Annotated in this window: 22 protein-coding genes, 2 pseudogenes and 4 riboswitches; of the genes and pseudogenes, 11 read left to right on the forward strand and 13 right to left on the reverse strand. The window is 71.8% G+C overall.

The features are described 5' to 3' along the window. Window positions 1-89: 89 nt before the first annotated feature. The 3 genes from cobF to MCBG_RS11020 are packed head-to-tail and all read right to left on the reverse strand — an operon-like array spanning window position 90 to window position 5,190. Window positions 90-869, reverse strand: a complete 780-nt coding sequence (cobF, locus tag MCBG_RS11010; RefSeq protein WP_030275065.1) for a precorrin-6A synthase (deacetylating) — start codon at window positions 867-869, stop codon at window positions 90-92. Next, complete coding sequence (gene cobN, locus MCBG_RS11015; protein ID WP_043325463.1) at window positions 866-4,465, reverse strand: cobaltochelatase subunit CobN; 3,600 nt, start codon at window positions 4,463-4,465, stop codon at window positions 866-868. Before cobN ends, cobF begins: the two co-directional genes overlap by 4 nt. After that, a complete protein-coding gene (locus MCBG_RS11020) occupies window positions 4,462-5,190 on the reverse strand; it encodes a (2Fe-2S) ferredoxin domain-containing protein (RefSeq protein WP_223201182.1) in 729 nt (242 codons plus the stop codon). Before MCBG_RS11020 ends, cobN begins: the two co-directional genes overlap by 4 nt. Window positions 5,191-5,195: 5 nt before the next feature. Then, window positions 5,196-5,377: riboswitch (cobalamin riboswitch) on the reverse strand. Between the two features lie 45 nt (window positions 5,378-5,422). Here MCBG_RS11020 and MCBG_RS11025 point away from each other — a divergent pair. From MCBG_RS11025 to MCBG_RS34775, 4 genes are read left to right on the forward strand one after another with little or no spacing between them, the layout of a single operon-like run. Then, window positions 5,423-6,301: a sulfite reductase subunit beta gene (locus tag MCBG_RS11025; RefSeq protein ID WP_043325467.1), complete on the forward strand. Its 879-nt coding sequence runs from the start codon at window positions 5,423-5,425 to the stop codon at window positions 6,299-6,301. Beyond that, entirely contained in the window at window positions 6,298-6,963 is a 666-nt protein-coding gene (locus tag MCBG_RS11030) for a precorrin-8X methylmutase (protein ID WP_013476141.1), read from the forward strand. Before MCBG_RS11025 ends, MCBG_RS11030 begins: the two co-directional genes overlap by 4 nt. Then, window positions 6,960-8,126: a precorrin-2 C(20)-methyltransferase gene (locus MCBG_RS11035; RefSeq protein ID WP_255358602.1), complete on the forward strand. Its 1,167-nt coding sequence runs from the start codon at window positions 6,960-6,962 to the stop codon at window positions 8,124-8,126. Before MCBG_RS11030 ends, MCBG_RS11035 begins: the two co-directional genes overlap by 4 nt. Then, window positions 8,063-8,464, forward strand: coding sequence for a precorrin-3B C(17)-methyltransferase (locus tag MCBG_RS34775; RefSeq protein WP_255358660.1), 402 nt, complete (start codon window positions 8,063-8,065; stop codon window positions 8,462-8,464). The genes MCBG_RS11035 and MCBG_RS34775 overlap by 64 nt, the downstream gene beginning before the upstream one ends. Here MCBG_RS34775 and MCBG_RS11040 read toward each other — a convergent pair whose 3' ends face one another. Then, the gene (locus MCBG_RS11040) at window positions 8,465-9,220 is read right to left on the reverse strand and encodes a cobalt-precorrin-4/precorrin-4 C(11)-methyltransferase (RefSeq protein ID WP_013476139.1); all 756 of its coding nucleotides are present in this window, start codon (window positions 9,218-9,220) and stop codon (window positions 8,465-8,467) included. Then, the gene (locus tag MCBG_RS11045) at window positions 9,217-10,425 is read right to left on the reverse strand and encodes a bifunctional cobalt-precorrin-7 (C(5))-methyltransferase/cobalt-precorrin-6B (C(15))-methyltransferase (protein ID WP_043325469.1); all 1,209 of its coding nucleotides are present in this window, start codon (window positions 10,423-10,425) and stop codon (window positions 9,217-9,219) included. Before MCBG_RS11045 ends, MCBG_RS11040 begins: the two co-directional genes overlap by 4 nt. 54 nt (window positions 10,426-10,479) lie before the next feature. Then, window positions 10,480-10,624, forward strand: a riboswitch (cobalamin riboswitch). A 46-nt stretch (window positions 10,625-10,670) separates the two neighbouring features. On the opposite strand from MCBG_RS11045, the gene MCBG_RS11050 reads away from it, so the two are divergent. The 6 genes from MCBG_RS11050 to MCBG_RS11075 all read left to right on the forward strand — a co-directional run bounded on the left by MCBG_RS11050 (window position 10,671) and on the right by MCBG_RS11075 (window position 16,900). Further along, window positions 10,671-12,653 carry a magnesium chelatase subunit D family protein gene (locus MCBG_RS11050; protein WP_013476137.1) on the forward strand — a complete coding sequence of 661 codons (1,983 nt, stop codon included), beginning with the start codon at window positions 10,671-10,673 and terminating at the stop codon, window positions 12,651-12,653. Then, window positions 12,653-13,267, forward strand: a complete 615-nt coding sequence (cobO, locus tag MCBG_RS11055) for a cob(I)yrinic acid a,c-diamide adenosyltransferase (protein WP_013476136.1) — start codon at window positions 12,653-12,655, stop codon at window positions 13,265-13,267. Before MCBG_RS11050 ends, cobO begins: the two co-directional genes overlap by 1 nt. Continuing rightward, window positions 13,261-14,622: a cobyrinate a,c-diamide synthase gene (locus tag MCBG_RS11060; protein ID WP_013476135.1), complete on the forward strand. Its 1,362-nt coding sequence runs from the start codon at window positions 13,261-13,263 to the stop codon at window positions 14,620-14,622. The genes cobO and MCBG_RS11060 overlap by 7 nt, the downstream gene beginning before the upstream one ends. Window positions 14,623-14,635: 13 nt before the next feature. Continuing rightward, the gene (gene cobA / locus MCBG_RS11065) at window positions 14,636-15,658 is read left to right on the forward strand and encodes a uroporphyrinogen-III C-methyltransferase (protein WP_013476134.1); all 1,023 of its coding nucleotides are present in this window, start codon (window positions 14,636-14,638) and stop codon (window positions 15,656-15,658) included. Next, a riboswitch (adenosylcobalamin (AdoCbl) riboswitch) is annotated at window positions 15,658-15,798 on the forward strand. (Overlaps the previous gene by 1 nt.) Continuing rightward, entirely contained in the window at window positions 15,797-16,006 is a 210-nt protein-coding gene (locus MCBG_RS11070) for a CbtB domain-containing protein (protein WP_013476133.1), read from the forward strand. (Overlaps the previous riboswitch by 2 nt.) A gap of 111 nt (window positions 16,007-16,117) precedes the next feature. Continuing rightward, window positions 16,118-16,900 carry a CbtA family protein gene (locus MCBG_RS11075; protein WP_030275084.1) on the forward strand — a complete coding sequence of 261 codons (783 nt, stop codon included), beginning with the start codon at window positions 16,118-16,120 and terminating at the stop codon, window positions 16,898-16,900. Between the two features lie 22 nt (window positions 16,901-16,922). On the opposite strand, the gene MCBG_RS11080 is transcribed toward MCBG_RS11075, so the two are convergent. The 6 genes and pseudogenes from MCBG_RS11080 to MCBG_RS11105 all read right to left on the reverse strand — a co-directional run bounded on the left by MCBG_RS11080 (window position 16,923) and on the right by MCBG_RS11105 (window position 21,381). After that, the gene (locus MCBG_RS11080; RefSeq protein ID WP_013476131.1) at window positions 16,923-17,651 is read right to left on the reverse strand and encodes a cobalt-precorrin-6A reductase; all 729 of its coding nucleotides are present in this window, start codon (window positions 17,649-17,651) and stop codon (window positions 16,923-16,925) included. Between the two features lie 131 nt (window positions 17,652-17,782). After that, window positions 17,783-17,977, reverse strand: a pseudogene (locus MCBG_RS33915) (cobyric acid synthase CobQ); the annotation flags it as partial. Continuing rightward, window positions 17,935-18,342: a hypothetical protein gene (locus MCBG_RS33920; RefSeq protein ID WP_063778319.1), complete on the reverse strand. Its 408-nt coding sequence runs from the start codon at window positions 18,340-18,342 to the stop codon at window positions 17,935-17,937. The pseudogene MCBG_RS33915 and the gene MCBG_RS33920, both read right to left, overlap by 43 nt. Window positions 18,343-18,575: 233 nt before the next feature. Beyond that, window positions 18,576-19,334, reverse strand: a complete 759-nt coding sequence (locus MCBG_RS11095) for an ABC transporter ATP-binding protein (RefSeq protein ID WP_013476129.1) — start codon at window positions 19,332-19,334, stop codon at window positions 18,576-18,578. Further along, entirely contained in the window at window positions 19,334-20,353 is a 1,020-nt protein-coding gene (locus MCBG_RS11100) for a FecCD family ABC transporter permease (RefSeq protein ID WP_030502030.1), read from the reverse strand. The genes MCBG_RS11095 and MCBG_RS11100 overlap by 1 nt, the downstream gene beginning before the upstream one ends. Window positions 20,354-20,397: 44 nt before the next feature. Then, window positions 20,398-21,381 (reverse strand): ABC transporter substrate-binding protein, encoded by a 984-nt coding sequence (locus MCBG_RS11105; protein WP_043325471.1) that lies wholly within the window; start codon window positions 21,379-21,381, stop codon window positions 20,398-20,400. Between the two features lie 41 nt (window positions 21,382-21,422). After that, window positions 21,423-21,607: riboswitch (cobalamin riboswitch) on the reverse strand. Window positions 21,608-22,195: 588 nt separating this feature from the next. Between MCBG_RS11105 and MCBG_RS31690 the strand changes: the two are divergent. Next, window positions 22,196-22,435, forward strand: a pseudogene (locus tag MCBG_RS31690) (MFS transporter); the annotation flags it as partial. Between the two features lie 224 nt (window positions 22,436-22,659). Here the strand turns inward: MCBG_RS31690 and MCBG_RS11115 are convergent. Then, window positions 22,660-24,732, reverse strand: a complete 2,073-nt coding sequence (locus MCBG_RS11115) for an N-acetylmuramoyl-L-alanine amidase (RefSeq protein ID WP_043325473.1) — start codon at window positions 24,730-24,732, stop codon at window positions 22,660-22,662. 20 nt (window positions 24,733-24,752) lie between these two features. Further along, a complete protein-coding gene (locus tag MCBG_RS11120) occupies window positions 24,753-26,219 on the reverse strand; it encodes an FG-GAP repeat domain-containing protein (RefSeq protein WP_043325475.1) in 1,467 nt (488 codons plus the stop codon). Window positions 26,220-26,231: the final 12 nt, after the last annotated feature.

Consider the following 26,231-nt stretch of genomic DNA (forward strand, 5'->3'; position numbering starts at 1 on the left):
AGCGGCACGCACAGTAACGGGTTGCGGCCAACGATCGCAGGAGTGCGTTCACGGCTGGGTGATCATCGGTGGGTCAAAGGATGTGATTCTCAGGATCGCCGCTCGAGGCTGCCGGCCCGGCGCAACAAATACGTGTCCATGACCCAGCCGCGGCTCTGTTTCGCCGCCGTCCGCCGGGACCAGATTCGGTCGGCGACCTCGTCAAGGTTGCCGGCCACCAGTTGCTCGTCGGACGAGCCGAGGTTCGCGCCCCACCAGATCCGCCAGGCCGACAGTTCGGGGAGCTGGCGACAGGTCAATGCCCCGTCGAGCAGGACGACGAGGTTGTCGTGTGTCGCCGCGTCGTGGAGCAGGCGGCGGCCGGTCGTGATGGTGATCGGGCCGCCGATTGTGTTGAGGACGAGCCGGTGGTGTGCCGCCAGCAGTTGGATGCTGCTGAGGCCGGGTACGACGTCCACGGTGATGTCGACCCGTGCGCGTTCGGCGATGCGGTCGGCCACACGGATCGCCGAGTCGTACAGGGCCGGATCGCCCCAGACGAGCACTGCGGCGTCTCCCGGGTTGTCCAGCAATGCCTGCTCGAACGCCTCGGCCCGTGCCTCGTGCCAGTCGCGTACCGCGCCGGTGTAGTCGGCCGGGCCGGCACGGTCGCGTTCCGGGTCGGGTACGTGCACGAGCCGCCAGGCGCCGGTGACGTGCCGGGCGCAGATCGCCTCGCGCATCGCGATGAGGTCGGCCGTGCCCGGGTGCTGTCCGGTCTTGTCGGCGACGAGGAAGTAGTCGGCCTCGTTGAGTGCCCGGACGGCCTGGGCCGTGACCAGTTCGGGGTCGCCCGGGCCGAGGCCGACCAGGGTGAGGCGCCGTGTCACGCCTGATCCTCCAGGTCTCCCTCGACCTCGAGGTACACGCGGGCCATCTCCGCCATGACCTCGGCGTCCGGTTCGGCCCACAGTCCACGGTCGGCGGCCTCGTTCAGCCGTTCCACGATGCCGCGCAGTGCCCAGGGGTTCGCGCGGCGCATGAACTGCTGGTTCGTCTCGTCGAGGACGTATTCGCGGGCCAGTGACTCGTACATCCAGTCGTGGACGACACCGGCGGTGGCGTCGAAGCCGTAGAGGTAGTCCACGGTGGCGGCGAGCTCGAACGCTCCCTTGTAGCCGTGGCGCTGCATCGCCGCGATCCAGCGCGGGTTGACCACCCGCGAGCGGAAGACGCGGTTGGTCTCTTCCTGCAGGCTGCGGGTGCGTACGGCGTCGGGCGTGGTGGAGTCACCGACGTACGCCCTGGGTTCGGCGCCGGTCAGCGCGCGGACCGTGGCGATCATGCCGCCGTGGTATTGGAAGTAGTCGTCGGAGTCGGCGATGTCGTGCTCGCGGGAGTCGATGTTCTTCGCGGCGACGGCGATGCGCCGGTAGTTGGTTCGCATGTCGTCGGTTGCCGCGATGCCGTCGAGGCCGCGGCCGTAGGCGAAGCCGCCCCAGGCGGTGTAGACGGCGGCCAGGTCGGCGTCGTCGCGCCAGGTGCCGGACTCGACGACCTGGAGGATGCCGGCGCCGTACGATCCGGGCTTCGAACCGAAGATCCGCGTGGTGGCCCGCCGCTGGTCGCCGTGCTCGGCGAGGTCGTGGCGGGTGTGTGCCCGCACGTAGTTGCGCTCATCGGGTTCGTCGAGCCCGGCGACGAGCTGCACGGCGTCGTCGAGGAGTTCGATGACGTGCGGGAAGGCGTCGCGGAAGAATCCCGAGATGCGCACGGTAACGTCGATGCGGGGCCGGCCGAGTTCGTCGAGGCCGATCACCTCCAGGCCGTTGACCCGGCGTGAGGCCGTGTCCCAGATGGGGCGTACGCCCAGCAGCGCCAGCACCTCGGCGATGTCATCGCCGGAGGTGCGCATCGCGGAGGTGCCCCACACGGAGAGGCCGACCGATCGGGGATGCTCGCCGGTTTCGGCGAAATGCCGGGCGACGAGGGACTCGGCCATCGCCTGTCCCGTTTCCCAGGCCAGACGGGACGGAACGGCCCGCGGGTCGACGGTGTAGAAGTTACGGCCGGTCGGCAGGACGTTGACCAGTCCGCGCAGCGGGGAGCCGGAGGGCCCGGCCGGGACGAAACCGCCGTCGAGCGCGTGCAGGACGTTGGTCAGTTCGTCGGTGGTGGCGGCCAGTCGCGGCACGACCTGCTCGGCGGCGAAGCGCAGGACGTCGCGTACCACCGGGTCGTCGTGCAGCGCGTCGATCGCGTCAGCCTGCCAGCTGGCCTTCTCCATCGCCTCGATCAGGGCACGGGCCTGCGCTTCCACGGCGTCGACGTCGGCCGCCGGGGCGTCCTCGGCAAGACCCAGCGCGGCGCGCAGGCCGGGCAGTGCCCGGTTCTGTCCGCCCCAGACCTGTGTCGCGCGGAGCACGGCGAGCACCAGGTTGACGCGTGCCTGTCCGGTCGGCGCCTGGCCGAGCACGTGCAATCCGTCGCGGATCTGTACGTCCTTGATCTCGCACAGCCAGCCGTCGACGTGCAGCAGGAAGTCGTCGAACTCCTCGTCGCCGGGCCGTTCGTCCAGGCCGAGGTCGCGATGCATTTGTGCGGACTGCATCAGCGTCCAGATCTGCTGGCGGACCGCGGGCAGCTTTGCCGGGTCCATCGCGGCGATGTTGGCGTGCTCGTCGAGCAGTTGCTCCAGCTTGGCGATGTCGCCGTAGCTTTCGGCGCGTGCCATCGGCGGCACCAGGTGGTCGACGATGGTGGCGTGCGCGCGGCGCTTGGCTTGGGCACCCTCGCCAGGATCGTTGACCAGGAACGGATAGATCAACGGCATGCTGCCGATTGCCGCGTCCGTGGCGCAGGCGGCTGAGAGCGCGGCGTTCTTCCCCGGCAGCCACTCCATCGAGCCGTGTTTGCCGAGGTGCACCACCGCGTCGGCGCCGAAGCCGTGTTCGAGCCAGCGGTACGCGGCCAGGTAGTGGTGCGACGGAGGCATGGCCGGGTCGTGGTAGATCGCGACCGGGTTCTCGCCGAAGCCACGCGGGGGCTGGATGAGGATGACGACGTTACCGGCGCGCAGGGTGGCCAGCACGATGTCGCCGTCGTCGTCGACGAAAAGCGAGCCGGGAGCCTCGCCCCAGGTCTCGGCCATGGCGTCGCGCAGCGCGGCGGGCAATCCGGCAGTCCAGCGCCGGTAGTCGTCCCGGCTGATACGCACGTGCGACTCGCTGAGCTGAGCCTGCGTGAGCCACTCCTCGTCCTGCCCACCGGCGGCGATCAAAGCGTGGATGAGCGCGTTGCCGGCCGTCGTGTCGGCATCCTCTCCCTCGACCGGGAGCAGCGGGTCGAGCCCGGGAATTGCGCCGGGTGCGCCGAGGTCGTAGCCGGCATCTCGCATCGCGCGCAGCAATCGGATCGCCGACACGGGCGTATCGAGGCCGACGGCGTTGCCGATGCGGCTGTGCTTGGTCGGGTAGGCCGACAGGACGAGGGCCACCTTGCGCTCGGCGGGCGGGACATACCGCAGTCGGGCGTGGTTGACGGCGATGCCCGCGACGCGGGTGCATCGCTCAGGGTCGGTCACGTAGCGGGGCAGGCCGTCGGCGTCGACCTCCTTGAATGAGAACGGGACGGTGATGAGGCGGCCGTCGAACTCGGGGATGGCGATCTGGGTCGCGGAGTCGAGCGGGGTGACGCCTTCGTCGGACGCCTCCCACTCGGCTCTGCCGGACGTGAGCGCCAGAGCCTGCAGCACGGGGATGTCGAGGGCGCGCAGCCGTTCGACGTCCCAGGACTCGTCGTCGCCGCCGGCGCTCGCGGTGGCGGGCCGGGCGCCGCCGGCGGCCAGGACCGTGACGACGATCGCGTCCAGGGTGGCGAGTTCGGCGTACAACTCCTCGGGCGCCGCCCGCAGTGACGAGACGTAGATCGGTACGCCGGCGGCCACGCCGGTGGTGTCGATGGCATCGGCGAGTTCGTGGGCGAACGCGTTGTTGCCGCTCACCTCGTGGGCCCGGTAGTACAGGACTCCGACGCGGGGCCGGGCGTCCGGGGCCGGCTGCCGGCTGACTCCCCACTCGGGCAGCACGGCCGGCGGTTCGAAGCCTTCGCCGGTCAGCAGCACGGTGTCGGACAGGAAGGCGTGCAGTTGGCGCAGGTTCTCCGCGCCGCCCTCGGCGAGGTAGCGGTGCGCCTCGGCGCAGACGCCGATCGGGACGGTCGACAGCCCCATCAACGCGGCGTTCGGCGTCCGTTCCCCACCGAGCACGACCAGGGGACGGCCGGTGCCGCGGATCAGCGCGGCGAGGTCGCGTACGTCCTCGGGCGAGCCGAGCACCCGCAGAACGACCACTTCGGCCTCGGTGGTCAGGGTGTCGCGGCGCTCGCCGGTGAGCCGGGCAGGGTTGGCCCAGGACCAGTCCGCGTTGCTGGCCCGCGCCGAGAGCAGGTCGGTGTCCGAGGTGGACAGCAGGGCGATACGTGTCATGTTTCTCCTTCGGTGACACGGGAGCCGAGGCGCAGGTCGCCGACCGGACGGCCGGCGCGTAGGTGCTCGCCGACGAGGCGTGCCGCGTCGCCGGGTCGCACCGGCCCGTACCAGGTGCCGTCGGGGTGCACGACGGCGACTGGTCCGTGGTTGCACGGGAACAGGCAGCCGGTCTGGGCCATGAGGACGTCGGCGTCGGTGAGCTGCTGCTCGACGAGCGCGCCCACGATCGCGCGATAGGTCTCGTCCGCGCCGCGGGCACTGCAGCGCGGGCCGCGGCACAGCAGTAGATGATGGCGGTACGGCGGCAGGGTGTCCCAGGCCGGTGAGGTGAGTGGCGCCTCGTGCCCGGTGATCGCGCGCTCGCCGAACCGGATGACCGGCGGGTCGATCTGCTGACGGTGCCAGTGGCCGGCCACGCGTCCCACCCACGAACGGGCGAAAGTCAGGTCGTCGGTGCTCACCGGTTCCAGGCGAACCTCCCGGGTGCCCTCGGCGTGCAGCAGGTCGAGCACATGGGTCAGCGTCGGCTCGCCGGCTTGCAGGAAGGCCAGTCGGGCGCCGGCTGCCTCGGCCTGCCCGCGTAGCACCGGCGACGCGGCGTCCGTCAGTGCGGTCGCGACGTGAACGAGGACGCTCACGGGGTCAGGAGCCGGTGATCCGGTGCGATCGGGACACGGGGTCTTCTTTCGTCCGGGGCCTGTGCGCGAGGCCTGGATGGGCACGTGTCGCAGACGGATCTGCGGCCAGCAGGTCTTCGGACTCGGGATCAACCGGACGGGGCGCCTTCCCAGACCGTGGGTCCAGTGGCGTCGTGCCCCGCCCGTCACCCTCACCGCTGCGCGTCAGTCCCGGATTCGCACCGGGTTCCCTGGCTCATGGCTGAGTTTGACTGGCATCACGACGGTAGCACCGACAGCCGGTGTCGCCGGGGACGGGCTCTGGCACCATGTCGCCGTGACCGAGAGGACCCGCCGCGACCTGTGTCCCGGCCTGCTGCGCCCATGGATCGCCGACGACGGCGCGCTCGTGCGGGTGCGCGTCCCCGGCGGGATCGTGCCGACTGCGGCGCTGTGCGCACTCGTGGAGGTGGCCCGTGCGCACGGCGACGGCGCGGTCCACCTGACCAGCCGCGCCAACCTGCAGGTGCGCGGTCTCGAGCACGACGATGGGCGGCTGCCCGAGACCGTCGTCGCCGACGTCATCGCGACCGGGCTCGTACCGTCCACGTCGCACGAGCTGGTCCGCAACATCCTCGCCTCACCGCTGACCGGACGCAGTGGCGGCCGGGCCGATCTACACCCGGTCGTCGCCGGACTCGACGCACGGCTGCGCGCCGAGCCCCGGCTCACCGCGCTGACCGGACGGTTCCTGTTCGTGCTTGACGACGGCCGCGGTGATCTGGTCAGCCGTGACTTGGACCTGGGGTTGGTGGCGCTCGACTCGGACACCGCGCAGCTACGCGCCGGAACCTCGGCGTGGGGGCCAGTCATCCGGCTGGACGAGGCCGCCGCGGCGCTGACCGGGCTCGCCGTACGCTTCGCCGGGCTCGCGGGTGACCGGCCTGACTCACCCTGGCACGTCGACGAGCTGCCCGGCGCCGGCGCCGCGCTGCTGGGCACCGTACTCGACCGTGCCGAGCGGACCCGGGTGAGCACACCTCCACCCGCGCTGGGCAGGATCGTTCAGGATGACGGCCGCGTCACCGCGCACCTCGCGGCTTCCGGCGGCCGAGTGGACGCTCCCCTGCTGGAGGAGATCCGCGCGCTCGGCGCCGGCGAGATCGTCGTCACCCCGTACCGCACCCTGCTCGTCCCCGATCTGGAGAACGCATGAGTCTCACCACACCGGCACGCCGCTACGACTACGTCACCGACGGCGCGGCGATCTACGACGCCTCGTTCGCCACCATCCGTGCCGAGGCCGATCTTTCGGGTGTGCCGGCCGACGCCGAGAAGGTCGCGGTGCGGATGATCCACGCATGCGGCCAGACCGACCTCACCCGCAACCTGGTGATCCACCCCGGCCTGGTGGCCGCCGCCCGCGGGGCGCTGGAGGCGGGGGCGCCGATCCTGACCGACGCGCACATGGTCGCCGCCGGCGTTACCCGCGCCCGCCTGCCCCGTGACAACGAGGTCCGCTGCTTTCTGCACGAACCCGAGGTCCCGGCGCTTGCCCACCGGTGGGCAACGACCCGGTCGGCGGCGGCGGTGTCGCTGTGGACCGACCACCTCGCCGGCGCGGTCGTCGCCTTCGGCAACGCCCCCACGGCCCTGTTCCACCTGCTGGAGATGCTGCGCGACGGCGCGCCACGACCAGCTGCGATCATCGGTACGCCGGTGGGATTCATCGGCGCCGCCGAGTCCAAGCAGGCGCTCATCGACCTCGCCACCGACGCCCCCGGCCTCGACGTGCCCTATCTCGTGGTGACCGGGCGCCGGGGCGGCTCGGCGATGGCCGCCTCCGCGCTCAACGCCCTCGCCCGGGAGGCGGAGTGACCGGGCGGCTGTCCGGCGTCGGGGTCGGCCCGGGTGATCCCGAACTGATCACGCTCAAAGCCGCCCGGCTGATCGGCGCGGCCCAGGTCATCGCCTACCACCAGGGTGTCGGCAAACAGTCCAACGCGCGCCGCATCGCTGCCGGGCTGTTCCCGGACGACGTGATCGAGGAGGCGCTGGTCTATCCGGTGACGACCCAGAGCACCGAGCACCCGGGCGGGTACGCCGGGGCGATGGCCGACTTCTACGCCGAAGCCGCCGAGCGGCTGCGGGCCCACCTTCGTGCGGGCCGCGACGTGGTCGTGCTGGCCGAGGGCGACCCGATGCTCTACGGCTCGTTCATGTACCTGCACGACCGGCTCGCCGGCGAGTTCGACACGCAGGTCGTCGCCGGTGTGCCCGCCTTCGCCGCCGCCACCGCCACCACCGCCCTGCCGCTGGTCCGGCAGACCGACGTGCTGACCGTGCTGCCGGGAACGTTGCCCGAGCCCGAGCTGGCCCGGCGTCTCGCCGACACCGACGGGGCGGTGATCATGAAGCTGGGCCGGACGTTCACCAAGGTCCGCTCGGCGCTCGAGCAGGCCGGGCGCGTCGAGGGCTCCTGGTACGTCGAACGGGCGTCGATGACCGCCGAGCGGGTACTGCCTGTCGCCGACGTGGACCCCGCCACGGTGCCGTACTTCTCGATCGTGCTGGTCCCCGGCGACACCCGGCCCGGAGTGGCCCGTTACGACCTCCCGGCCACCAGGGTCACCGAACCTTATCCCGGTGCCGAGGTCGTCGTCGTGGGCCTCGGCCCCGGTCCCGATCGGTGGCTCTCCCCCGAGGCGTCGCAGGTGCTCGCCGAGGCCGGCCACGTCGTCGGCTACGGCCCGTACGTCCAGCGCGTCGCGAAGCGCCCCGGACTCGTCCGCCACGCCTCCGGCAACACGGTCGAGCTCGAGCGGGCCCGGCAGGCGCTCGATCTGGCGGTCGCCGGTGAGCGCGTCGCGGTCGTCTCCGGCGGTGACGCGGGCGTCTTCGGCATGGCGTCGGCGGTGTTCGAGGCAGGGGTGGACAACCCGCTACTTTCGGTTTCGCCATCCGTGTCGTACCCGGGATCTCCGCCGTCCAGGCGGTCGCGGCGCGCGCGGGCGCGCCGATCGGGGCCGATTTCGCGGTGATGAGCCTGTCGGACCGGCTCAAGCCGTGGGAGGTCGTGGTCAAGCGGCTGCGCGCTGTCGCCGAGGCGGATTTGGTGCTGGCCCTCTACAACCCGCGCTCACGCTCACGCACCGAACAGGTCGCGCAGGCCCGGGCCGTGCTGCTGGAGCACAAGTCCCCCCGGACGGTCGTGGTCGTGGGCCGCGACATCGGCCGGGCCGGGGAGAGTCTCACCGTCACCTCGCTCGGCGAACTGGACCCCGGCAGCATCGACATGAAATGCCTGTTGATCATCGGCGCCTCGGCGACGCGAGTCACCGCGGCCGGACGTGTCTGGAGCCCGCGCTTCGTGCCCTGATCAGCCGCGCACGCGGCGCTCGCGACCGGCCGAGTAGAGGAACGACTCGCCGCCACGGACGTCCCCGGCCAGCGCCGGGCCGACCAGGATGACCGCTGCCTGTCGCAGACCGGCCTGCTCGACCCGGCCGCCGATGTCGGCCAGCGTGCCGCGCAGGATGAGCTCCTGCGGCTGCGACACCCGGTGCACCACGACTATGGGGCAGTCGTGGCCGTAGTAGCCGGCCAGTTCGGCGGCCAGCTCGCGGGTACGCGTGACCGCCAGGTGCAGGGCGAGCGTCGCGCCGGTCGCGGCGAACGCGGCGAGCTTCTCTCCCGACGGCATGACCGTGGACCGGGCCTGCGCGCGGGTGAGCACGACCGACTGGGCCAGCTCCGGGACGGTCAGCTCGGCGCCGACGGCGGCGGCAGCAGCCGCATAGGCCGGCACGCCGGGCGTGACGTCCCACGGGACCCGGGCGGCGTCGAGCCGGCGTGCCTGCTCGTGCACCGCCGAGTACAGCGACGGGTCACCGGAGCACAGCCGTACGACCTCGGACCCGTCGGCGTGTGCCTGGACCAGGTGCGTGGTGATCTGGTCCAGGTCGAGGTGCTGGGTGTCGATCAGCCGGGCGTCGTCACGGCAGTGCTCCAGCACCTCGGCGTCGAGGTACGTGCCCGGGTACAGGCACACGTCGGCGGACTCGAGCAGGCGTACCGCGCGGAGGGTGAGCAGGTCGGCGGCGCCGGGCCCGGCCCCGACGAAATGGACGGTCATGAATCTCCCTTGACGATGGACCACTGGCTGACTGCCCGTGCGGGCGTCCAGCCGGTGAAGCCGCCGAGCGGTTCGGCGCGTTCGACGTGCAGGCGGACGAGTTCACCGCCGCGCCGGCTGTGCTGCTTCAGCAGCACCGCCTCGGTCTCGGCGGTGACACCGTGCACGACGAGCCGTCCACCGGCGCCGAGCGCATCCCAGCAGGTGTCCAGCACGCCGGGGACGGTGGCCCCGCCGCCGACGAACACCGCGTCGGGACGGTCCAGGCCGGACAGGGCCCCGGGCGCCGAACCCTCGACCAGACACAGACCCGGCACGCCGAGGGCAGCGGCGTTGCGGTGCACCAGCGCGGCCCGGTCGGAGCGGGGCTCCACCGCGATCGTCCGTGCCGTCGGCCAGGCCCGCATCCACTCCACACCGATCGAGCCGCTGCCGGCGCCGACGTCCCACAGCAGCTGACCGGGCGCGGGCGCGAGCCGGGCCAGGGCACTGGCCCGCAGGTCACGTTTGGTGATCTGCCCGCCGTGCTCGAACGCGTCGTCGGGCAACACGCCGCCCGAGGCCCAGCCCGGACCGGCACCGCAAGCTTCGACAGCGAGAACGTTCAACCGCGGCACGTCGTTCAGGTCCCACCCGGCCGCGGTGGTCGCGGTACACGACTCACCGGCGGCACCGAGGTCACCGAGCACGACCAGCCTGGACTGCCCCCAACCGAGCCCGGTCAGCACCGCGGCCACGGCCGCGGGTGTCGTCTCGTCGCTGGACAGCACGAGCAGCCGGCGCCCGGCCGAGAGCGCAGGCACGATCAGCCGTAGGTCCCGGCCGACCAGGCTGACCGTGGTGACGGACTCGGCCGGCCATCCGAGACGTGCTCGGGCGAGGGCTACCGAGGAGACCCCGGGCACGATCGTCACGCGCTCCGGGCCCAGGACGTCCAGCAGCGTCGTGCCGATACCCGACACGAGCGGGTCGCCGGAGGCCAGCACGACAACCGGCCCTCGCGCGGAGGCGAGCACACCTGGCAGATTGTCCCGCAGCGGCGACGGCCACGCCACGCGCTGCTGGCCGTCGACGGGCGGCACCGCCTCGAGGTGCCGCCGCCCGCCGAGCAGCGTCGCGGCCGCCCGCACCAGCGCCCGGGACGGCTCCGGCAGACCCACCCACCCGTCAGCCCCGATCCCCACCACGGTCACCCGCTCCTCCATGGAGATGCACCCTAGCCGCCCACCGGCCCTTGCCCCGGCCACCGGGGCGTCTATGGTGATGCACAGGTTCGAGGTGCCCCACGACCGTGGTCGCGGGGAGAATCTGGGAAGCCGGTGAGAATCCGGCACAGGGCCCGCTGCGGTGATCCAGGCATTGACCTGGGAAGTCCGAAGACCGGCCTCGATCCGATCCACGGCGCATGCCGCGTCGTGGACCGCCATGGCAGATCGAGCGGGAGCCCTACATGCCAGCGCAGTACCCCTTTTGTGCCGTCGTCGGCGCCGACGACATGACTCTCGCCCTCACCCTGGTCGCGATCGATCCGCTCATCGGCGGTGTCCTGATCCGCGGGGAGAAGGGCACTGCCAAGACCACTACCGTGCGCGGCCTCGCCGAGGTGCTCCCGGCGGTACGGGTCTATGCGGGCGACCGGTTCTCCATCGACCCGGACGATCCCTCGGCGGTCTGCCCCGACGGGCCGTTCGACGTGCCCACGCCCGTCGTCGAACGGCCGGTACGCCTCGTCGAACTACCCGTCGGAGCCGGCGACGACCGGGTGACCGGATCGCTGAAGCTCGATGCCGCGCTGCGAGACGGCGTCGTCGCGTTCGAGCCTGGCCTGCTGGCCCGGGCCCATCGTGGCCTGCTGTACGTCGACGAGGTCAACCTGCTGCCGGACCACCTGGTCGACCTGCTGCTCGACGCCGCGGCGACCGGCCGGGTCAGCGTCGAACGCGACGGTGTCTCGGTCGAGCATGCCTCCCGGTTCGTGTTGATCGGCACGATGAACCCGGAGGAGGGCGAACTGCGCCCGCAGCTGCTCGACCGGTTCGGCCTGACGGTCGAGGTCGCCGCCCCGCGTGACCCCGTCCTGCGGGTGCAGGCGGTCCGCCGCCGGCTCGCATTCGACGCCGACCCGGAGGGCTTCGCCACACGCTGGGCCGGCGAGCAGGAAGCCCTGCGCACCCGGCTGGCCGCCGCCCGGCGCTCGCTGGCCGGTGTCGTGCTCGACGACGAGACGCTGACCAGGATCGCCGAGCTGTGCGCCGCGTTCGACGTGGACGGCCTGCGTGCGGACCTCGTCACCGCTCGCGCCGCCGCGGCGCACGCGGCCTGGCGGGGACGTACGCGAGTGACACTCGAGGACATCCGCATCGCCGCCCGTCTCGCGCTGCCGCACCGCCGCCGCCGCAACCCCTTCGACGAGCCCGGCCTGGACCAGGACCGCCTGGACGACCTACTCGGCCACAACGACCCCGACCCCGGACCCGACGGTCCCGGCGGCGGTCTGCCCGACGACACCGGGCACGACGGATCGGCCGGGGACGTGCCCGGCTCTCCCGGCGAGAGCCCGCCCGTACCGGAGCCCGAACGGCAGGCCGCCACATCGATGGCATCCGCGGGCGAGCCCGCACGTGCCCGCTTGCTGGTCGTGAAAGGAACCGGCGACGGTCAGGCCGGCCGGCGGTCCCGGGCACGAACACCGCAGGGCCGTGTCGCCGGGCAGCGGCGGCGCACGTCCGGCGACGGCCGGCTGCACCTGCCGGGCACCATCACCGCGGCGGCGCCGCATCAGCATTCCCGGGGTGGCTTGACCGGCGGTCGCGGCCTCGCGCTCGTGCCCGGCGACCTGCGCCGGGCCGAGACCGTCGGGCGCGAGTCGAACCTCGTGCTGCTGTGCGTGGACGCGTCCGGTTCGATGGCGGCCCGCCGCCGCATGGAGCAGGTCAAGACCGCTGTGCTGTCGCTGCTGCTGGACGCCTACCGCCGCCGGGACAAGGTCGCACTGGTGACGTTCCGCCGGCACACCGCCGAGGTCGTCCTGCCACCGACCGGCTCGGTCGACGTCGCCTCCCGCCGCCTGGCCGACCTACCGGCCGGTGGCCGGACCCCGCTCGCGGAGGGCCTGGAACGCAGTGGGGAGGTGCTGCGCCGGGAGGCGCTGCGCGACCCGTCCCGCCGGCCCCTGCTCGTCGTGGTGACCGACGGCCGCGCCACCTCCGGCCCGGACCCGCTGGGTCGTGCCCACCGCGCCGCCGCCGCGCTCGCCACCAGCGGTGTCCAGGTCGTCGTCGTGGACTGCGAGACCGGACGATTCCGGCTCGGCCTCGCCGCCCGGCTTGCCACTCATCTGAGGGCCGAGCACGTGCCGCTCGGTGAAGTGACCGCCGACGGGCTCACCGGGGTCGTTCGCACGGCGACCGCTCCGCGGGCGGGGGTGGCCTGATGCCGCAGGGTAAGCCGCTCACCGTCCCGGACGACGGCAGCACCACCCGCCAGCGGCGCAACCGGCCGCTGCTGATGGTCCACACCGGAAACGGCAAGGGCAAGTCGACCGCCGCCTTCGGTATGGCGATGCGCGCTTGGAACCAGGGCTGGGACATCGGGGTGTTCCAGTTCGTGAAGTCGGCCAAGTGGCGCATCGGGGAGCAGACCGTCCTGGAGAGGCTCGGGCTGCTGCACGAGCAGACCGGCGAAGGCGGGCCAGTCGAGTGGCACAAAATGGGCTCCGGATGGTCCTGGAGCCGTAAGAGCGGCACCGAGGCGGACCACGCCGCGGACGCCGCCGAGGGCTGGGCGGAGGTGAAGCGCCGTATCCAGGCGGAACGGCACCAGCTCTACATCCTGGACGAGTTCACCTATCCGATGCAGTGGGGCTGGGTCGACGTCGGCGACGTCGTGGAGACACTGGTCCACCGTCCCGGCCGTCAGCACGTGATCGTCACCGGGCGCCGGGCCGACCACCGGCTGATCGAGGCAGCCGATCTGGTGACCGAGATGCAGCACGTCAAGCACCCGATGGACGTCGGCCAGAAGGGCCAACGAGGCATCGAATGGTGAGCCTTCCGCGGCTGATCGTCGCGGCGCCGGCCTCCGGCCACGGCAAGACCACGGTCGCGACCGGGCTCATGGCCGCGCTGGCCGCGCGCGGGCACACCGTGTCGGGGCACAAGGTGGGGCCCGACTACATCGACCCCGGCTACCACGCGCTGGCCACCGGACGCCCCGGCCGCAACCTCGACCCGCACCTGACCGACCCCTCACTCGTGATCCCGCTGCTGCTGCACGGCGCACGCGACGCGGACATCGCCATCGTCGAAGGGGTCATGGGCCTGTTCGACGGCCGCATCGGCGGCGACGGTTTCGCCTCTACCGCGCACCTCGCGGCCCTGACCGCCACCCCGATCCTGCTGGTCGTGGACGTCTCGCACACCTCGCGCAGCGTAGGGGCCGTCGTGCACGGAATGGGCACGTTCGAGGCCGGCGTCACCGTCGCGGGTGTCGTGCTCAACAAAGCCGGGTCCGCCCGCCACGCCGCCGAGGCGGCCCGGGCGGTGGAATCCACCGGCGTACCGGTGCTCGGGATCCTGCACCGCGACCAGGGTGTCAGCGCCCCGTCGCGCCACCTCGGGCTCGTGCCGGCAGCCGAACGTGAGGAGGCCGCCGCCGCCCTGGACGTGCTGGCCGAGCAGATCGCCCGCCACGTGGACCTCGATGCGGTGCTGCAGGTGGCACGCACCGCACCCGATCTGGACGCCCAGCCATGGGATCCCGCCGCGCACGTCCGGCGGCTGGGCGCCGGATCACCGGTGGTTGCGGTCGCGGCCGGGCGTGCCTTCACCTTCCGGTACGCCGAGACGACCGAGCTGCTGCAGGCGGCGGGCTGCACCGTCGTTCCGTTCGACCCGGCCCGCGACCAGCGGCTTCCCGCCGGGACACGCGGGTTGTACCTCGGTGGGGGGTTCCCCGAGGTACACGCGTCCACGCTGAGCGCCAACACGACGCTGCGCCACGAACTGCGCCAGGCCGTCCTCGACGGCGTCCCCACCGTCGCCGAGTGCGCCGGCCTGCTGTATCTGTGCCGCTCCGTCGACGGCCATCCCATGGTCGGGGCGCTCGACGCCGAAGCAGTCATGACGCCGCGCCTCACCCTCGCGTACCACCGTGCCGGACTCGGCTCGGACCAGCTGCTCGGCGAGCGGGGAACCGCTGCCACCGGCCACGAATTCCACCGCACCACCGTCACACCCGGTCACGGCGAGCACCCCGCCTGGCGCATCGAGGGCCGCAATGCCGGATTCGCCTCCCCCAGCCTCAGCGCGTCCTATCTGCACGTGCATTGGGCTGGGCACCCGCATCTGGCCCAGTCGTTCACCGAGGCCGTACACCGGACGGCTGTCTCCTCAGCACGTTAGGAATCACCGTCACATGCAGCTGAACCTTACCGGCCGTAGCGTGCTCGTCCTCGACGGGAGCGCACCCGCCGCCGTCACGGTCAGTGCGCTGCTGCACAAGCGGGCCCTGGTCACCGTCGCCGCGCCGGCCGTGTGCGCCGCGCTGGAGGACCTCGCCCTCCGCGGGCGCCTGACCTGGGTCACCACCCCGGTCGACGAGAGCCGGTTCGACGTCGTGCTGCGTACCGTCGCACCCTCGGAGGCCGGGTCGGCGGCAGCGGTCCGAACGGCCGGACACGTCACGCTGGTCGGCGCCGGCCCGGGCGATCCGGGGCTGGTCACCGTCGCCGGACGCGCGGCCGTCAAGCAGGCCGACGTGATCCTCACCGACCGGCTCGCCCCGTGGGAGGCCCTGAAGTGGGCGCGCCCGGACGCCGAGATCATCGACGTCACCAAGATCCCGTACGGGCGGAGCACGAGCCAGGAACAGATCAACGCGCTGCTCGTCGAGCACGCCCGCGCCGGACGGCACGTTGTGCGGTTCAAGGGCGGCGACTCGTACGTCTTCGGCCGCGGCTTCGAGGAAGTCACCGCGTGCGCCGAAGCCGGCGTCCCCACCACCGTGATACCCGGCGTGACCTCCAGCATCGCGGCCCCGGAGCTGGCCGGCATCCCGGTCACCCACCGCGGACTCGTGCAAGGCTTCACCGTCATCTCCGGCCACGTACCGCCCGGCCATCCCGACTCGTCGATCGACTACGCCGCCCTCGCCCGCACCGGCACCACCCTCGTGGTGCTGATGGGCATGCGCAACCTCGCGGCCATCGCCGACGCGCTCGTCGCCGCTGGTCTCGACCGGAACACACCCTGCGCCGTCGTCGCGGACGCCGCCTCGGCCGGCCAGCGGGTGCTGCGCAGTACCCTCGCCGACGTCGTCGCCGACACCGCCGAGGCCGGCATCGGCGCGCCCGCCGTAACGGTGATCGGCCACGTCGTCGCCCTCGGACCGGCCGCCGTGCAGGCAGTCGCGACAGCGTCGCGTTGCTCCGATACCTGATATGGTCGTGCCACCCTGCTGAAGGAAGCCGGTGTGAATCCGGCGCAGTCGCGCTACTGTGACGCCGCTCGCGGCGAAGCCAGACCCTCCAGCCAGGTCGACCACCCATCGACGGGACGCAGCATCCCAAGGAGTGTCATGCCTCAGGCGACCACGGCCATTCCGGCCGTTCTTCCCACCATCCCCGTTCGCGCGCTCGCCCCCTGGGCGCTGTTCTTCGCGCTGGTCACCGCCGTCGTCCTGTATTTCGTGGGCGCCGAGCAGGGAGCTTTCTCCGTCTTCGAGGGCACCTTCATCCACGAGCTGACGCACGACGCACGGCACGTGCTGGGCTTCCCCTGCCACTGACACCACGCCACGCGGCAGTTCGCCCGGCCCGGCCGGAGTTTTCGTCTTTCCTCGTCACCGGCGCTGCGGGCGTTTCGTGATGCCCGCGGCCGGCTCTCGAACGGACCCTTGATGACCCCTCGCACTTTTCTCGTTCACGGGCTGCTGGCCGGGCTCATCGCCGGTTTCGCGGCCTTCCTCGTCTCCTACGTCGTCGCCGAACCCCAGGTCGATGCAGCCATCGCCCTGGAGGAAGCCGGTGCCGCCGAGCACCCGCACGACAATGCCACCGCCGAGCAGTCTCACAGCCACGATGAGGAGGAGGCCGAGGTCTCGCGTGGCACCCAGTCCACCGGGGGCCTGGCACTGGGCACCATCCTGGTGGGCATCGTCCTCGGTGGAGCGACCGCGCTCGCTGCCGCCTTCGCCGCCGGGCGTCTGGGCTCCCTGTCCGCACGGGCCAGCACCGCGGTGGTCGCCGCCGTCGGTTTCGTCGCCACCGCCCTCGTGCCGTTCCTCAAGTACCCCGCCACACCACCGGCGGTCGGCTCCGGTGACACGATCAACGAGCGGACCGCGCTGTACTTCGGGTTCTGGGCACTGAGCCTGGCCGCCGCGATCGGCGCCGTGGTCCTGGCCCGGCGTCTGCTGCCCCAGCTGGGCGCATACTCGGCGGTGCTGGCCGGTGCCGGTGCCTATCTCGTGGTCGTCGTGGTCGCCGGGGCTCTGCTGCCGACGGTCAACGAGGTCGGCGGTTTCCCGGCCGACACACTCTGGTACTTCCGCATCTCGTCGATCACGACCCTGGCCGCGACTTGGGCGGTCCTGGGTGCAGTGCTGACCGGTCTGGTCGGACGCGACGCGGACCGTGCCGCCGAGCGGCTGCGCCGCCAGGAGCTGGCGGCCACGCTCTGAACCTTCCCGGCTGAACCTCGCGTCAGGGTGCGGGCAACGCCCGCACCCACGCCAGGGCGGCGTCCACGTCACGGACCAGCGGCACTCCGGCCGGCGGCCCGGCGCGGCGCACGATCACGACCGGCATCGCCCGCTCGGCGGCGACCTCCAGCTTCGCGACCGTGTGGTCACCGCCGGAGTCCTTGGTAACTAGAACGTCCGTGCCCGCCATCACCTCCCGCTCGTGCGCGAGGGTGTAGGGACCGCGGCTGCGCAGCAGCTTCCACGACACCGGCAGAACGATGTCGGGCTCGTCCACCACGCGAACCAGGCACGCATGCCGGCGCAACGGTTCGACGAAGTGCGCCAGCGACTGCCGTCCGACGGTGAGGAACGGCCGGTCGCCCAGACCGGCCGCCACCCGGGCAGCTTCACTGTGGTCACCGGCCCAGTACCAGGCCGACGCCTCGGGGCGAGCGGCCCAGCCGGGCCGTTCCAAACGGAGCAGGGGAACCCCGGCGGCCGGGCACGCCGCCGCCGCGTTGGCGCTGATCTTCTCCGCGAACGGGTGCGTCGCGTCGACCACGGCACGCACCCGGGTCTCCGCCAGGTACGCGGCCAGTCCTGCGATCCCGCCGAAGCCACCGACGCGGACCTGCCCCACCGGCAGCCGGGGACGCGCGACCCGCCCCGCCAGTGAGGTCACGACCACGGCACCGTCGTCGACGAGCGAGGCCGCCAGCGCGCGGGCCTCGCCCGTCCCACCGAGCACGAGAATCCTCACGCGTAGGGTCCGATCACCGGCGCCGCGGGAGCGCCCCGCTCGGCTAGGTTCAGCAGCGCGTCGACCTCCAGGTGTTTCTCCGCCAGGTCGGCGAGCAGATCCAGCCGGGCCTGCCGGGCCGGCTCTGCGCCCGCCGCCAGCGCCTGCACCCACTGAGCATGGCCGATCTCCGCCCCACCCGCACACGCCATCGAATTGTTCGCCATGTTCCGTGCCTTGAACGGAGCGACCCGAACACCGCGCCGTGCGAAGGCCCGGCACAACGCGGTCGTCACCCGGCTCTTGCCCGCGTCCGACGTCGTGCCCGCCACCATGAGCCGCCCGGTTCGGCGAGCCTGTCCTTCCACCGCCCCAGTATCGCCTGCTGTCCATCCGCCGGACCGCCGGGCTCGGCGTGGGCGAGGTCCAGCCCGGGCTGGTGTCCGACGCTGCCCACCACTTCGGCCATCAGCAACGTGACCTCATGGACGAGTTCGTCCATGCTCTGCCCTGTCTGTGACTGGACCAGGGCCAAGGGCGAGTTCGGCGAGCAGCATGAAACCCGGGTGCGCACGGTCTCGTCGCCGATGGCGCCCAGCAGTTCCTCGGCGCCGGCGAAGTCACCGCGGTGTCTGGCCGCAATGACTCCCGCCGCCTGCTGCGCCGCGAGGAACGCCGGCCCAGCGCCGGCCTCGGTCATCGTGCCAGGATAATCGGGTTGCCGGCGCGGGGCGCGTCGAACCGCCGGGTCACGTCCGACCAGTGAACCGGTGGCCGCGTCGAGCGCCGCGTGCAGCAAACGGTTTCGCGCCGTCGAGGAAACACCTGTGCACGAATACGCCCAGACGCGCGGCCATCTGCTCGGCGAGCTGGTGGATCGTGTCGTGGCCAGCGTGGTGGGTGACCGACCGGGCACCGGCAGCACGTGCCGGGTCATGACGGCGGCCGGAACTCAATGACGGTCCGCCCGTCGTGAACCCGCACGTCTGCGTCGACGCCGTACACGTCGGCGAGCAGCGCCGGGGTGAGCACCCGTGCGGGTGGTCCCGCGGCGACGACCCGGCCGTGGTGCAGTACGACGACGGTGTCGCAGAACATGACGGCCAGGTTGAGGTCGTGCAGCGCGGCGAGGGCGGTGACCTGCGATCGGCGGACCAGGTGCAGCAGCTGAAGCTGGTGGCCGATGTCGAGGTGGTTGGTGGGTTCGTCGAGCAGCAGCAGTTCCGGCTCCTGGGCCAGCGCGCGGGCGAGCTGGACGCGCTGGCGTTCCCCACCGGACAGGGTCTGCCACTTACGGTCGGCGAACCCGGCCAGGTCGACCCGGCCCAGTGCCTCGACCGCGGCGGCATGGTCGCAGCCGGTGTCGGACCAGCGGGTCCGGCGGTGCGGGATGCGGCCGAGCAGGACCACGTCGCGGACGGTCAGGTCGAGGTCGGTCTCGGCGTGCTGGGCCAGCAACGCGATGCGCCGGGCCAGGGCAAGGCGCCGCAGCCGAGTCACGTCGTCGCCTGCGAGTGTGATGTTGCCGGTATCCGGGCGCACCAGGGCGGCGACGGCCCGCAGCAGGGTGGTCTTGCCGGAGCCGTTCGGGCCGAGCAGCCCGACCAGGCTGCCCGCCGGGACGGTGCCGGTGACGTGGTCGAGGATGCGGGCGGCGGGCACCGCCCACGAGACGTCGGAGATCTGAAGCATCAGCCGCGTACCTCCCGGCGGCGCAGGATCAGGAAGAACGCCGGCACCCCGACCAGTGCCGTCAGCACCCCGACCGGCAGCTCACGCGGTTCGAAGACGGTGCGGGCGGCGGTGTCGACCCAGGTCAGGAAGATGGCGCCGGCGAGCACGGCGACCGGTAGCAGCCGCCGGTGGTCCGGTCCGGTGATCAGGCGGGCGGCGTGTGGGAGGATCAGCCCGACGAACCCGATCGCGCCGCTGACCGCGACCAGCACGGCGGTCAGCAGGGCGGTGCCGACCAGCAGCAGCCACCGCAGCCGGTTCACCTCGACGCCGAGGCTCGCGGCGGCCTCCTCACCGAAGGCGAAGGCGTTGAGGGTACGGGCGTGCCAGCCGACCACCGCCAGCACCACGACCAGCACCGGTACCGCCCAGCCCAGGGCCGTCCAGTCGGCGCGGGCCATCGACCCGGACAGCCAGAACGTGATGCTCTGCGTGGCGTGCGGGTCGGCCACCCAGATGATCACGAAAGAGGTCAGTGCCGCGCACAGTTGTCCCACCGCGACCCCGGTCAGCACCACGCGCGTCGGCGACAATGCCCCGAACCTCCCGGCCAGGCCCACGACCAGCAGGAACGCGACAAGGGCACCGAGGAAGGCGCCGCCGGTCAGCGCGGCTACGCCACTACCGATGCCGGCCACGACCACCAGGACCGCGCCCAGCGACGCCCCTGAGGAGACCCCGAGCAGGTACGGGTCCGCCAGGGGATTGCGGGTGACGGTCTGCATGACCGCACCGGCCGCGGCCAGGCCCGCCCCCACCGTGGCGGCGCCGAGAACCCGGGGCAAACGTAGGTCCCAGACGATGTGGTCGCGCAGCAGCGGCACGTCCGAGTTCGCGAGTCCCAGGTGGCCGGCGACGACCGTCCACACCGTCCCGACAGTCAGGTCGGCCGGGCCGATGGTGACCGCGACGGCCACCGACAGCACCAGACCGGCGACCAGAGCCAGCACGAGCGCGGCCAGGCCGACCGCCCGCACCGGGCGGTGGGTGCGCACCGGGGCGGGCCGGGTGGTGACGGCGGTCAGCTCGGGGCCCCGGACGGCAGCGCGGCGATGCCCTGGGCGAGGGCTTCGACGCCGAGGACGTTGCGGACACCGGCCGTGGTTGACGAGAACGGGATCACCACGTACCACTGCTGTTTGACCGCGGGCAGGTCCTTGAGGGTGCGGTGCCCGGCGAGGAAGGTCTTCTTCTGCGCGGCGGGATCCCAGCTCGCGTCGACGAGCACGATGACCTCGGGGTTGCGGTCGGTGACGGTCTCCCAGCTTGTGTCGCCCCAGCTGCCGGTGAGGTCGGCGAAGGCGTTGGTGACCCCGGCCGCCGACATGATCATGTTGGGGGCGCCGCAGCAGGCGCCGACGCTCGGGGCGTCGCTGCCGCCGTCCCACCACATGACCTTCACGTTGCGGGCGGTGCCTGCGGCCGTGGCGATGCGGCCCTCGTGGTCGGCGATCAGCTTCTCGCCGCGGTCGCTCACCCCGAAGATCACCGCGAGCTCGCGGATCTCGGTGAACACGTCGCCGATGGCGAGCTTCGCCTGCCGGGTCTGCGCCGGGCACCCGGCAGGGGAGATGTAGGTGCCGACGCCGAGTTTCTGCCAGTCGGCGCGGTCACCGACCCCCTCGTCACCGAACGCGCTGTTGTACGACGCGTACACGAAATCGGGTTCAGCCTCGAGCAGCTTCTCCTTGGTCGGGTACTCCTTGGCCAGCACCGGGATCTTCGCGTAGGCGTCCGCGTAGGCGGGCAGGATCGCGTCGTCGAGGTAGGCCGTGCCGATCATCCGATCTTGCAGGCCCAGGGCCAGCATGATCTCCGTGGCGGCCTGGTTCATGGTGACGACCCGCATCGGTGGCGCCGCGATGGTCACCGGGGTGCCGCAGTTGGTCACCGCGACCGGTCCAGCGGACACCGCCGGTGGTGCGGCAGCAGGCTTGGCATCGGCGCCGCAGCCGGTGAGCAGCACAGTGGACAGCAACAACGGCGCGGCAACGCGCCAGGGCATGGGGAACCGCACAGCGGGACCGCCTTCCAACACCTCGTGGACGGGGACGAACGTGCCGTGGCCGGTCTCCTGGCTGACGGGACAAGCAACCGCCGGCCGGCCTTCCCAGGCATCTCTGCCCAGTGACCTCGCGAAACGACGAGGGCCGACGGTCTCCCGATCACAGTGGCGAGGGCCGCGCCGGCATCACACCGGCTTCCCGAACACCACGGCGTCCCCACCATAACGGCCCGCGCTCGCCGCGGATCCGGTCCGGGCACCCGCTGTGGGAAATCCGACGCGCCGGACCGGCCTCGGCGTGGCTGTCGGCCCGCAACCCATCCGGCTCCTTTCTCGTGCGCGGTGGCTGGGCGAGGGCACGTGATCGACAGTGAGCGCCGTGGCTGAGGCTGAGCAGCAATACGTGAGCGCAGGTGCGAGGCCACGTCCGCCGGCGACCGGCTCCTCGGTCGTGGGCATGAGGCCGGCGATGCAGACGTCGAAGAGCTCGACGAGCGAGCACGGTACTTCGCGATCTGGATCGCCATCCGACCTGCGTTGCCGACGGCGCCGAGGACAAGGACGCGCTGGCCCGCGGTGAAGTTGATGCGGCGCGTCAGCGCGATCCAGGATGACATCGCCCGGGTTCATGGCGGTGGCGATCCGCACCGGGTCCACGCCGTCGGGTAGAACCACGCTGCGCGAGGGTCGATCAGGGTGCGTTCGGCGAAGGTTCCAAGGGGCGTATCGTGCAGGACCACGCAGCGGACGTTGCCCTTCTCGCCGCGTACCACGCCGTCCACGCCGGGGACGAGCGGGAAGATGTTGTTGCTGGTCCCCGGCGATCGGCATCTGGGCGGCGACCAGTGCGCTGGGCTTCGCCGCCGGGCCGCCGATCGGCGGACTCGTCCTGGCTCACCTGCCCTGGGGTGCGATCTTCCTGGTGAACGTCCCGATCGTGGTGATCTGCCTGCTCGCCGGCCGGATACTGGTCCCGGAATCGCGGGACCCGACCGGTGGGCGTCTCGACCTGGGCGGGGCGACGCTGTCCACCGCCGGCCTGACCGCGATCGTCTCCCCGGGTTCCGCCCACGTCCCCGCCGGTCAGGTGGCCAGGCGCAGGTGACGCCGCTGCCGCAGCCGCACCGCGACAGCCCGCCACGACCAGCAACGTGAGCGCGGCAGCGAAGGCCAGCCCGTCGGTCAGGCCTGCCTCCAGCTCGCGCAACGTGGTGGAGCGGTAGGTGGACGGCGAGCGACGCCGGTCCCGATCCGGGCCGGCGTCGCTCGCCGTCGGGCTCAGAGTGTGGTTTCGCTGGTGAGGCCGAAGTAGTCGTGCCATTTGGTGCTGGGGGCGAATGTGGTGCCGGTGGAGAGTGCGACGTAGATGTCGTTGGTGGTGCCTTTGGTGAAGACGATGAGGTCGTCTTTGCCGTCGCCGTTGGCGTCGGCGAGGTAGGGGAACTCGCCGGTTAGGCAGAAGAAGTCGTGCCACTTGATCGTGGTTCCGGCGAAGGTGGTGCCGGTGGAGGTGGCGGCGTAGACGTCGGCGTCGGTGTTGCAGGTGAAGGTGACGATGTCGTCGCGGCCGTCGCCGTTGATGTCGCCCACCCGGGGCTGCTCGGCGCCGACGGCGAACAGGTCGTGCCATTTCTGCGGTGCCCCGAAGCCGTTGCCGGTGGACAGGGCGACGATGACGTCGGCAGCGGTGGCGGGGCCTTGGGTGAAGGTGATGAGGTCGTCGCGGCCGTCGCCGTTGACGTCGCCGAGGGCGGGGAACTCCCCGGCGATGGAGAAGTAGTCGTGCCATTTCACGGCGGTGCCGGTGAAGGAGGTGCCGGTGGACAGGGCGACGTAGACGTCGGCGTCGGTGTCGTGGGTGAAGGTGATGAGGTCGTCGCGGCCGTCGCCGTTGACGTCGCCGACGGCGGGGACTTCGGTGCCGGGGGCGAACCAGTCGTGCCATTTCGCGGATGCGGCGAAGGATGTGCCGGTGGACAGGGCGACGTGGACGTCGGCGGTGGTGCCGTGGGTGAACACGATGGCGTCGTCGCGTCCGTCGCCGTTGACGTCTCCGGTCAGGGGGGTCTCTCCGGACAGGGCGAACCAGTCGTGCCACTTCACCGACGTGCCCGCGAACGACGAACCCGTCGACGTGGCCACATACGCGTCGGCCAGCGCACCGTGGGTGAACGCGACCACGTCATCCCGGCCGTCACCGGTGAAATCCGTCGGCGAACCACCGAAATAGCGGGCGGTCGGGCCCCCGCCACCCTGGTTCACCAGCGAGAGGTAGTAGTTCCAGTTCCAGTTCGGTCCCGGGTCGGTGTGGTCGTTGCCCGGGATCTCGTTGTGCCCCTTGATGCCGGTGCGGTTCTTCGGGATGCCGTACTTGTCGCACAGGTAACGGGTAAGCGCGGCCGAGGAACGGTACATCGCGTCGGTGAACCAGGCCGGGTTGTCGACGTACCCCTCGTGCTCGATGCCGACGCCGTACGCGTTGCCCGACCGGGCGTGGTAAGCGGTGTCGCCCTCGCGGACCATCTGAGTGATCTCGCCGGTGCTGGACTTCACCACGTAGTGGGCGCTGACCCCGGCCGACGGGTTCTGGAACCAGCTGATCGTACCGGCGTACGACCCCTGGGTGACATGGAGAATCACAGTGGTGATCCGGCGGGGCCGCCCCACGCCGTAGTTCGCTCCGTTGGCAGCCACCCACCGCGCCGGCGGGTACTCGGGCACGGCGGCGGCGAGCGTACGGGACGCGGTGCCGGCGGGCGCCACGGCGGCGTAGCGACCCCGCTCTGGCTCGACCCGGTGCGCCCGGACCGGCACCGCGCCCGGGATGCCCTGCTGCACCAGCTCGTAGATCCCGTCCGCGTACAGGCGTGCGGTGGCGTCGTCGGCCGCGTCGCCGTACCGCGCCACCACCGGGTACCAGGCGGTCACCCGGTCCCGATCCCGCGCGGTCAGCCCCTCGGCGTCGGCCAGCTCGCGCAGCACGGCCGCACCGCCGCGGATGTTCGCCGGCGTGGCGGTCTTCAGGCGCGCGACCGGCTCGCCGGTCAACTTCGCTGCCCGTTCCAGGCTGTGCTGGGCGGGGTTGCTGACCAGGTGCATCACCCCGTAGCCGTTCGCCTGGCTCGGCTTGCCGCCGTGCGCGTCGAGGCGGGACTCGCCGTAGCCGACCGCGACCAGGACGTCCCGAGGTACGTCGTACTCCTGCGCCGCCCGCACGAACGCGGCGTCCAGCGCGGTCCGGCCCGGCGGCGTCGCGGACACCGGCGCGGGCTGCACCGCGATCCCGCCGGCGAGCGCCGCGGCCAGCAGGGCGACGCCGGTGCGTCGCCGTCTCCGTCGTGTTCCGGCCACGGGGGCCTCCCATCCTGGTGTCACAGCGTCACCTCACCGGTGAGCCCGAAGTAGTCGTGCCACTTGCTGCTGGCACCGAAGGTGGTGCCGGTGGACAGGGCGACGTAGACGTCGTTCGTGGCGCCCTTGGTGAAGACGATGAGGTCGTCCTTGCCGTCGCCGTTCGCGTCGCCCAGGTAGGGGAACTCGCCCGGCAGGCAGAAGAAGTCGTGCCACTTGACGGTGGTGCCGGCGAAGCCGGTGCCGGTGGAGGTGGCGACGTAGACGTCGGCGTCGGCGTCGGCGTCGGCGTCGGCGTTGCAGGTGAACGTGACGACGTCGTCCTTGCCGTCGCCGTTGACGTCCCCCACCCGCGGCTGCTCGGCACCCACGGCGAACAGGTCGTGCCACTTCTGCGGCGCCCCGAACGACGTGCCGGTGGACAGCGACACGATCACGTCCGCCGCTGACGCGGGGCCCTGGGTGAAGGTGATGATGTCGTCCTTGCCGTCGCCGTTGACGTCGCCCAGGGCGGGGAACTCCCCGGCGATGGAGAAGTAGTCGTGCCACTTCACCGCCGTGCCCGAGAACGACGACCCGGTTGACAGCGCCACGTAGACGTCCGCCGTCGCGTTGTGCGTGAACGCGACGATGTCGTCCCTGCCGTCGCCGTTGACGTCACCGACGGCGGCGATCTCCGCACCGGGGGCGAACCAGTCGTGCCACCGGCCCGGCGACGTGAACGCCGACCCGTTCGACAGCGCCACGTACACGTCGCCGGTGTTGCCGTGCGCGAACGTGACGATGTCGTCGCGGCCGTCACCGTTGACGTCGCCCGTCGACGCGGTCTCCCCGCCGATGGAGAAGAAGTCGTTCCACTTCCCCGACGTTCCGGCGAAGCCGGTTCCGGTCGACGTGCTCGCGTACACGTCGGCGGAGGCGTTCTGGGTGAAGGTGAGGATGTCGTCGCGGCCGTCACCGTTCACGTCCGTCGACGAGCCGCCTGCCATGCCGTGGGTACGCGCCGCCTGGTTGAGCAGCGTGCGCGCGGTCCCCGCCACCTGGTCGTACCGGTCGGGGAAGCCCGATCGCTGGACGCACTGGGCGACCTGGCCCGCCGTGTAGCCGGGGTTGTTGCGGTCGCAGGTGATCGCACGCGTGACGTACTGCGTGGTGGCGTAGACCGGGTCCATGATCTGCTCCGGCGTGCCCCAGCCGTAGTCCCAGCGCTGCTGGAACACGCCCAGGCTGGACTTGTCGCCGCAGGGCAGGTTGTTCATGTGGGACTCGACCCAGCCCGCCTCGAAGGTGGAGAGCATGACCTTGTCGTTGACGTTGTACGACCGGGCCACCCGGTAGACGATCACGGTGACGGCGGGGTCGTGGGTGGCCGGGACGGACGGGCAGGCGAGCGTGCCGATCGGTACGGCGGCGGCCGGCGCGCCGGCCGCGCCGGCCGCCGTGACGGTGCAGAGCGCGACAAGCATCGCCAGCAGATTTCGTCTCACCGTGCTCCTCGG

Origin of the sequence: Micromonospora sp. M42, assembly GCF_000568915.1 — a bacterium.
Taxonomy (GTDB): domain Bacteria; phylum Actinomycetota; class Actinomycetes; order Mycobacteriales; family Micromonosporaceae; genus Micromonospora; species Micromonospora chalcea.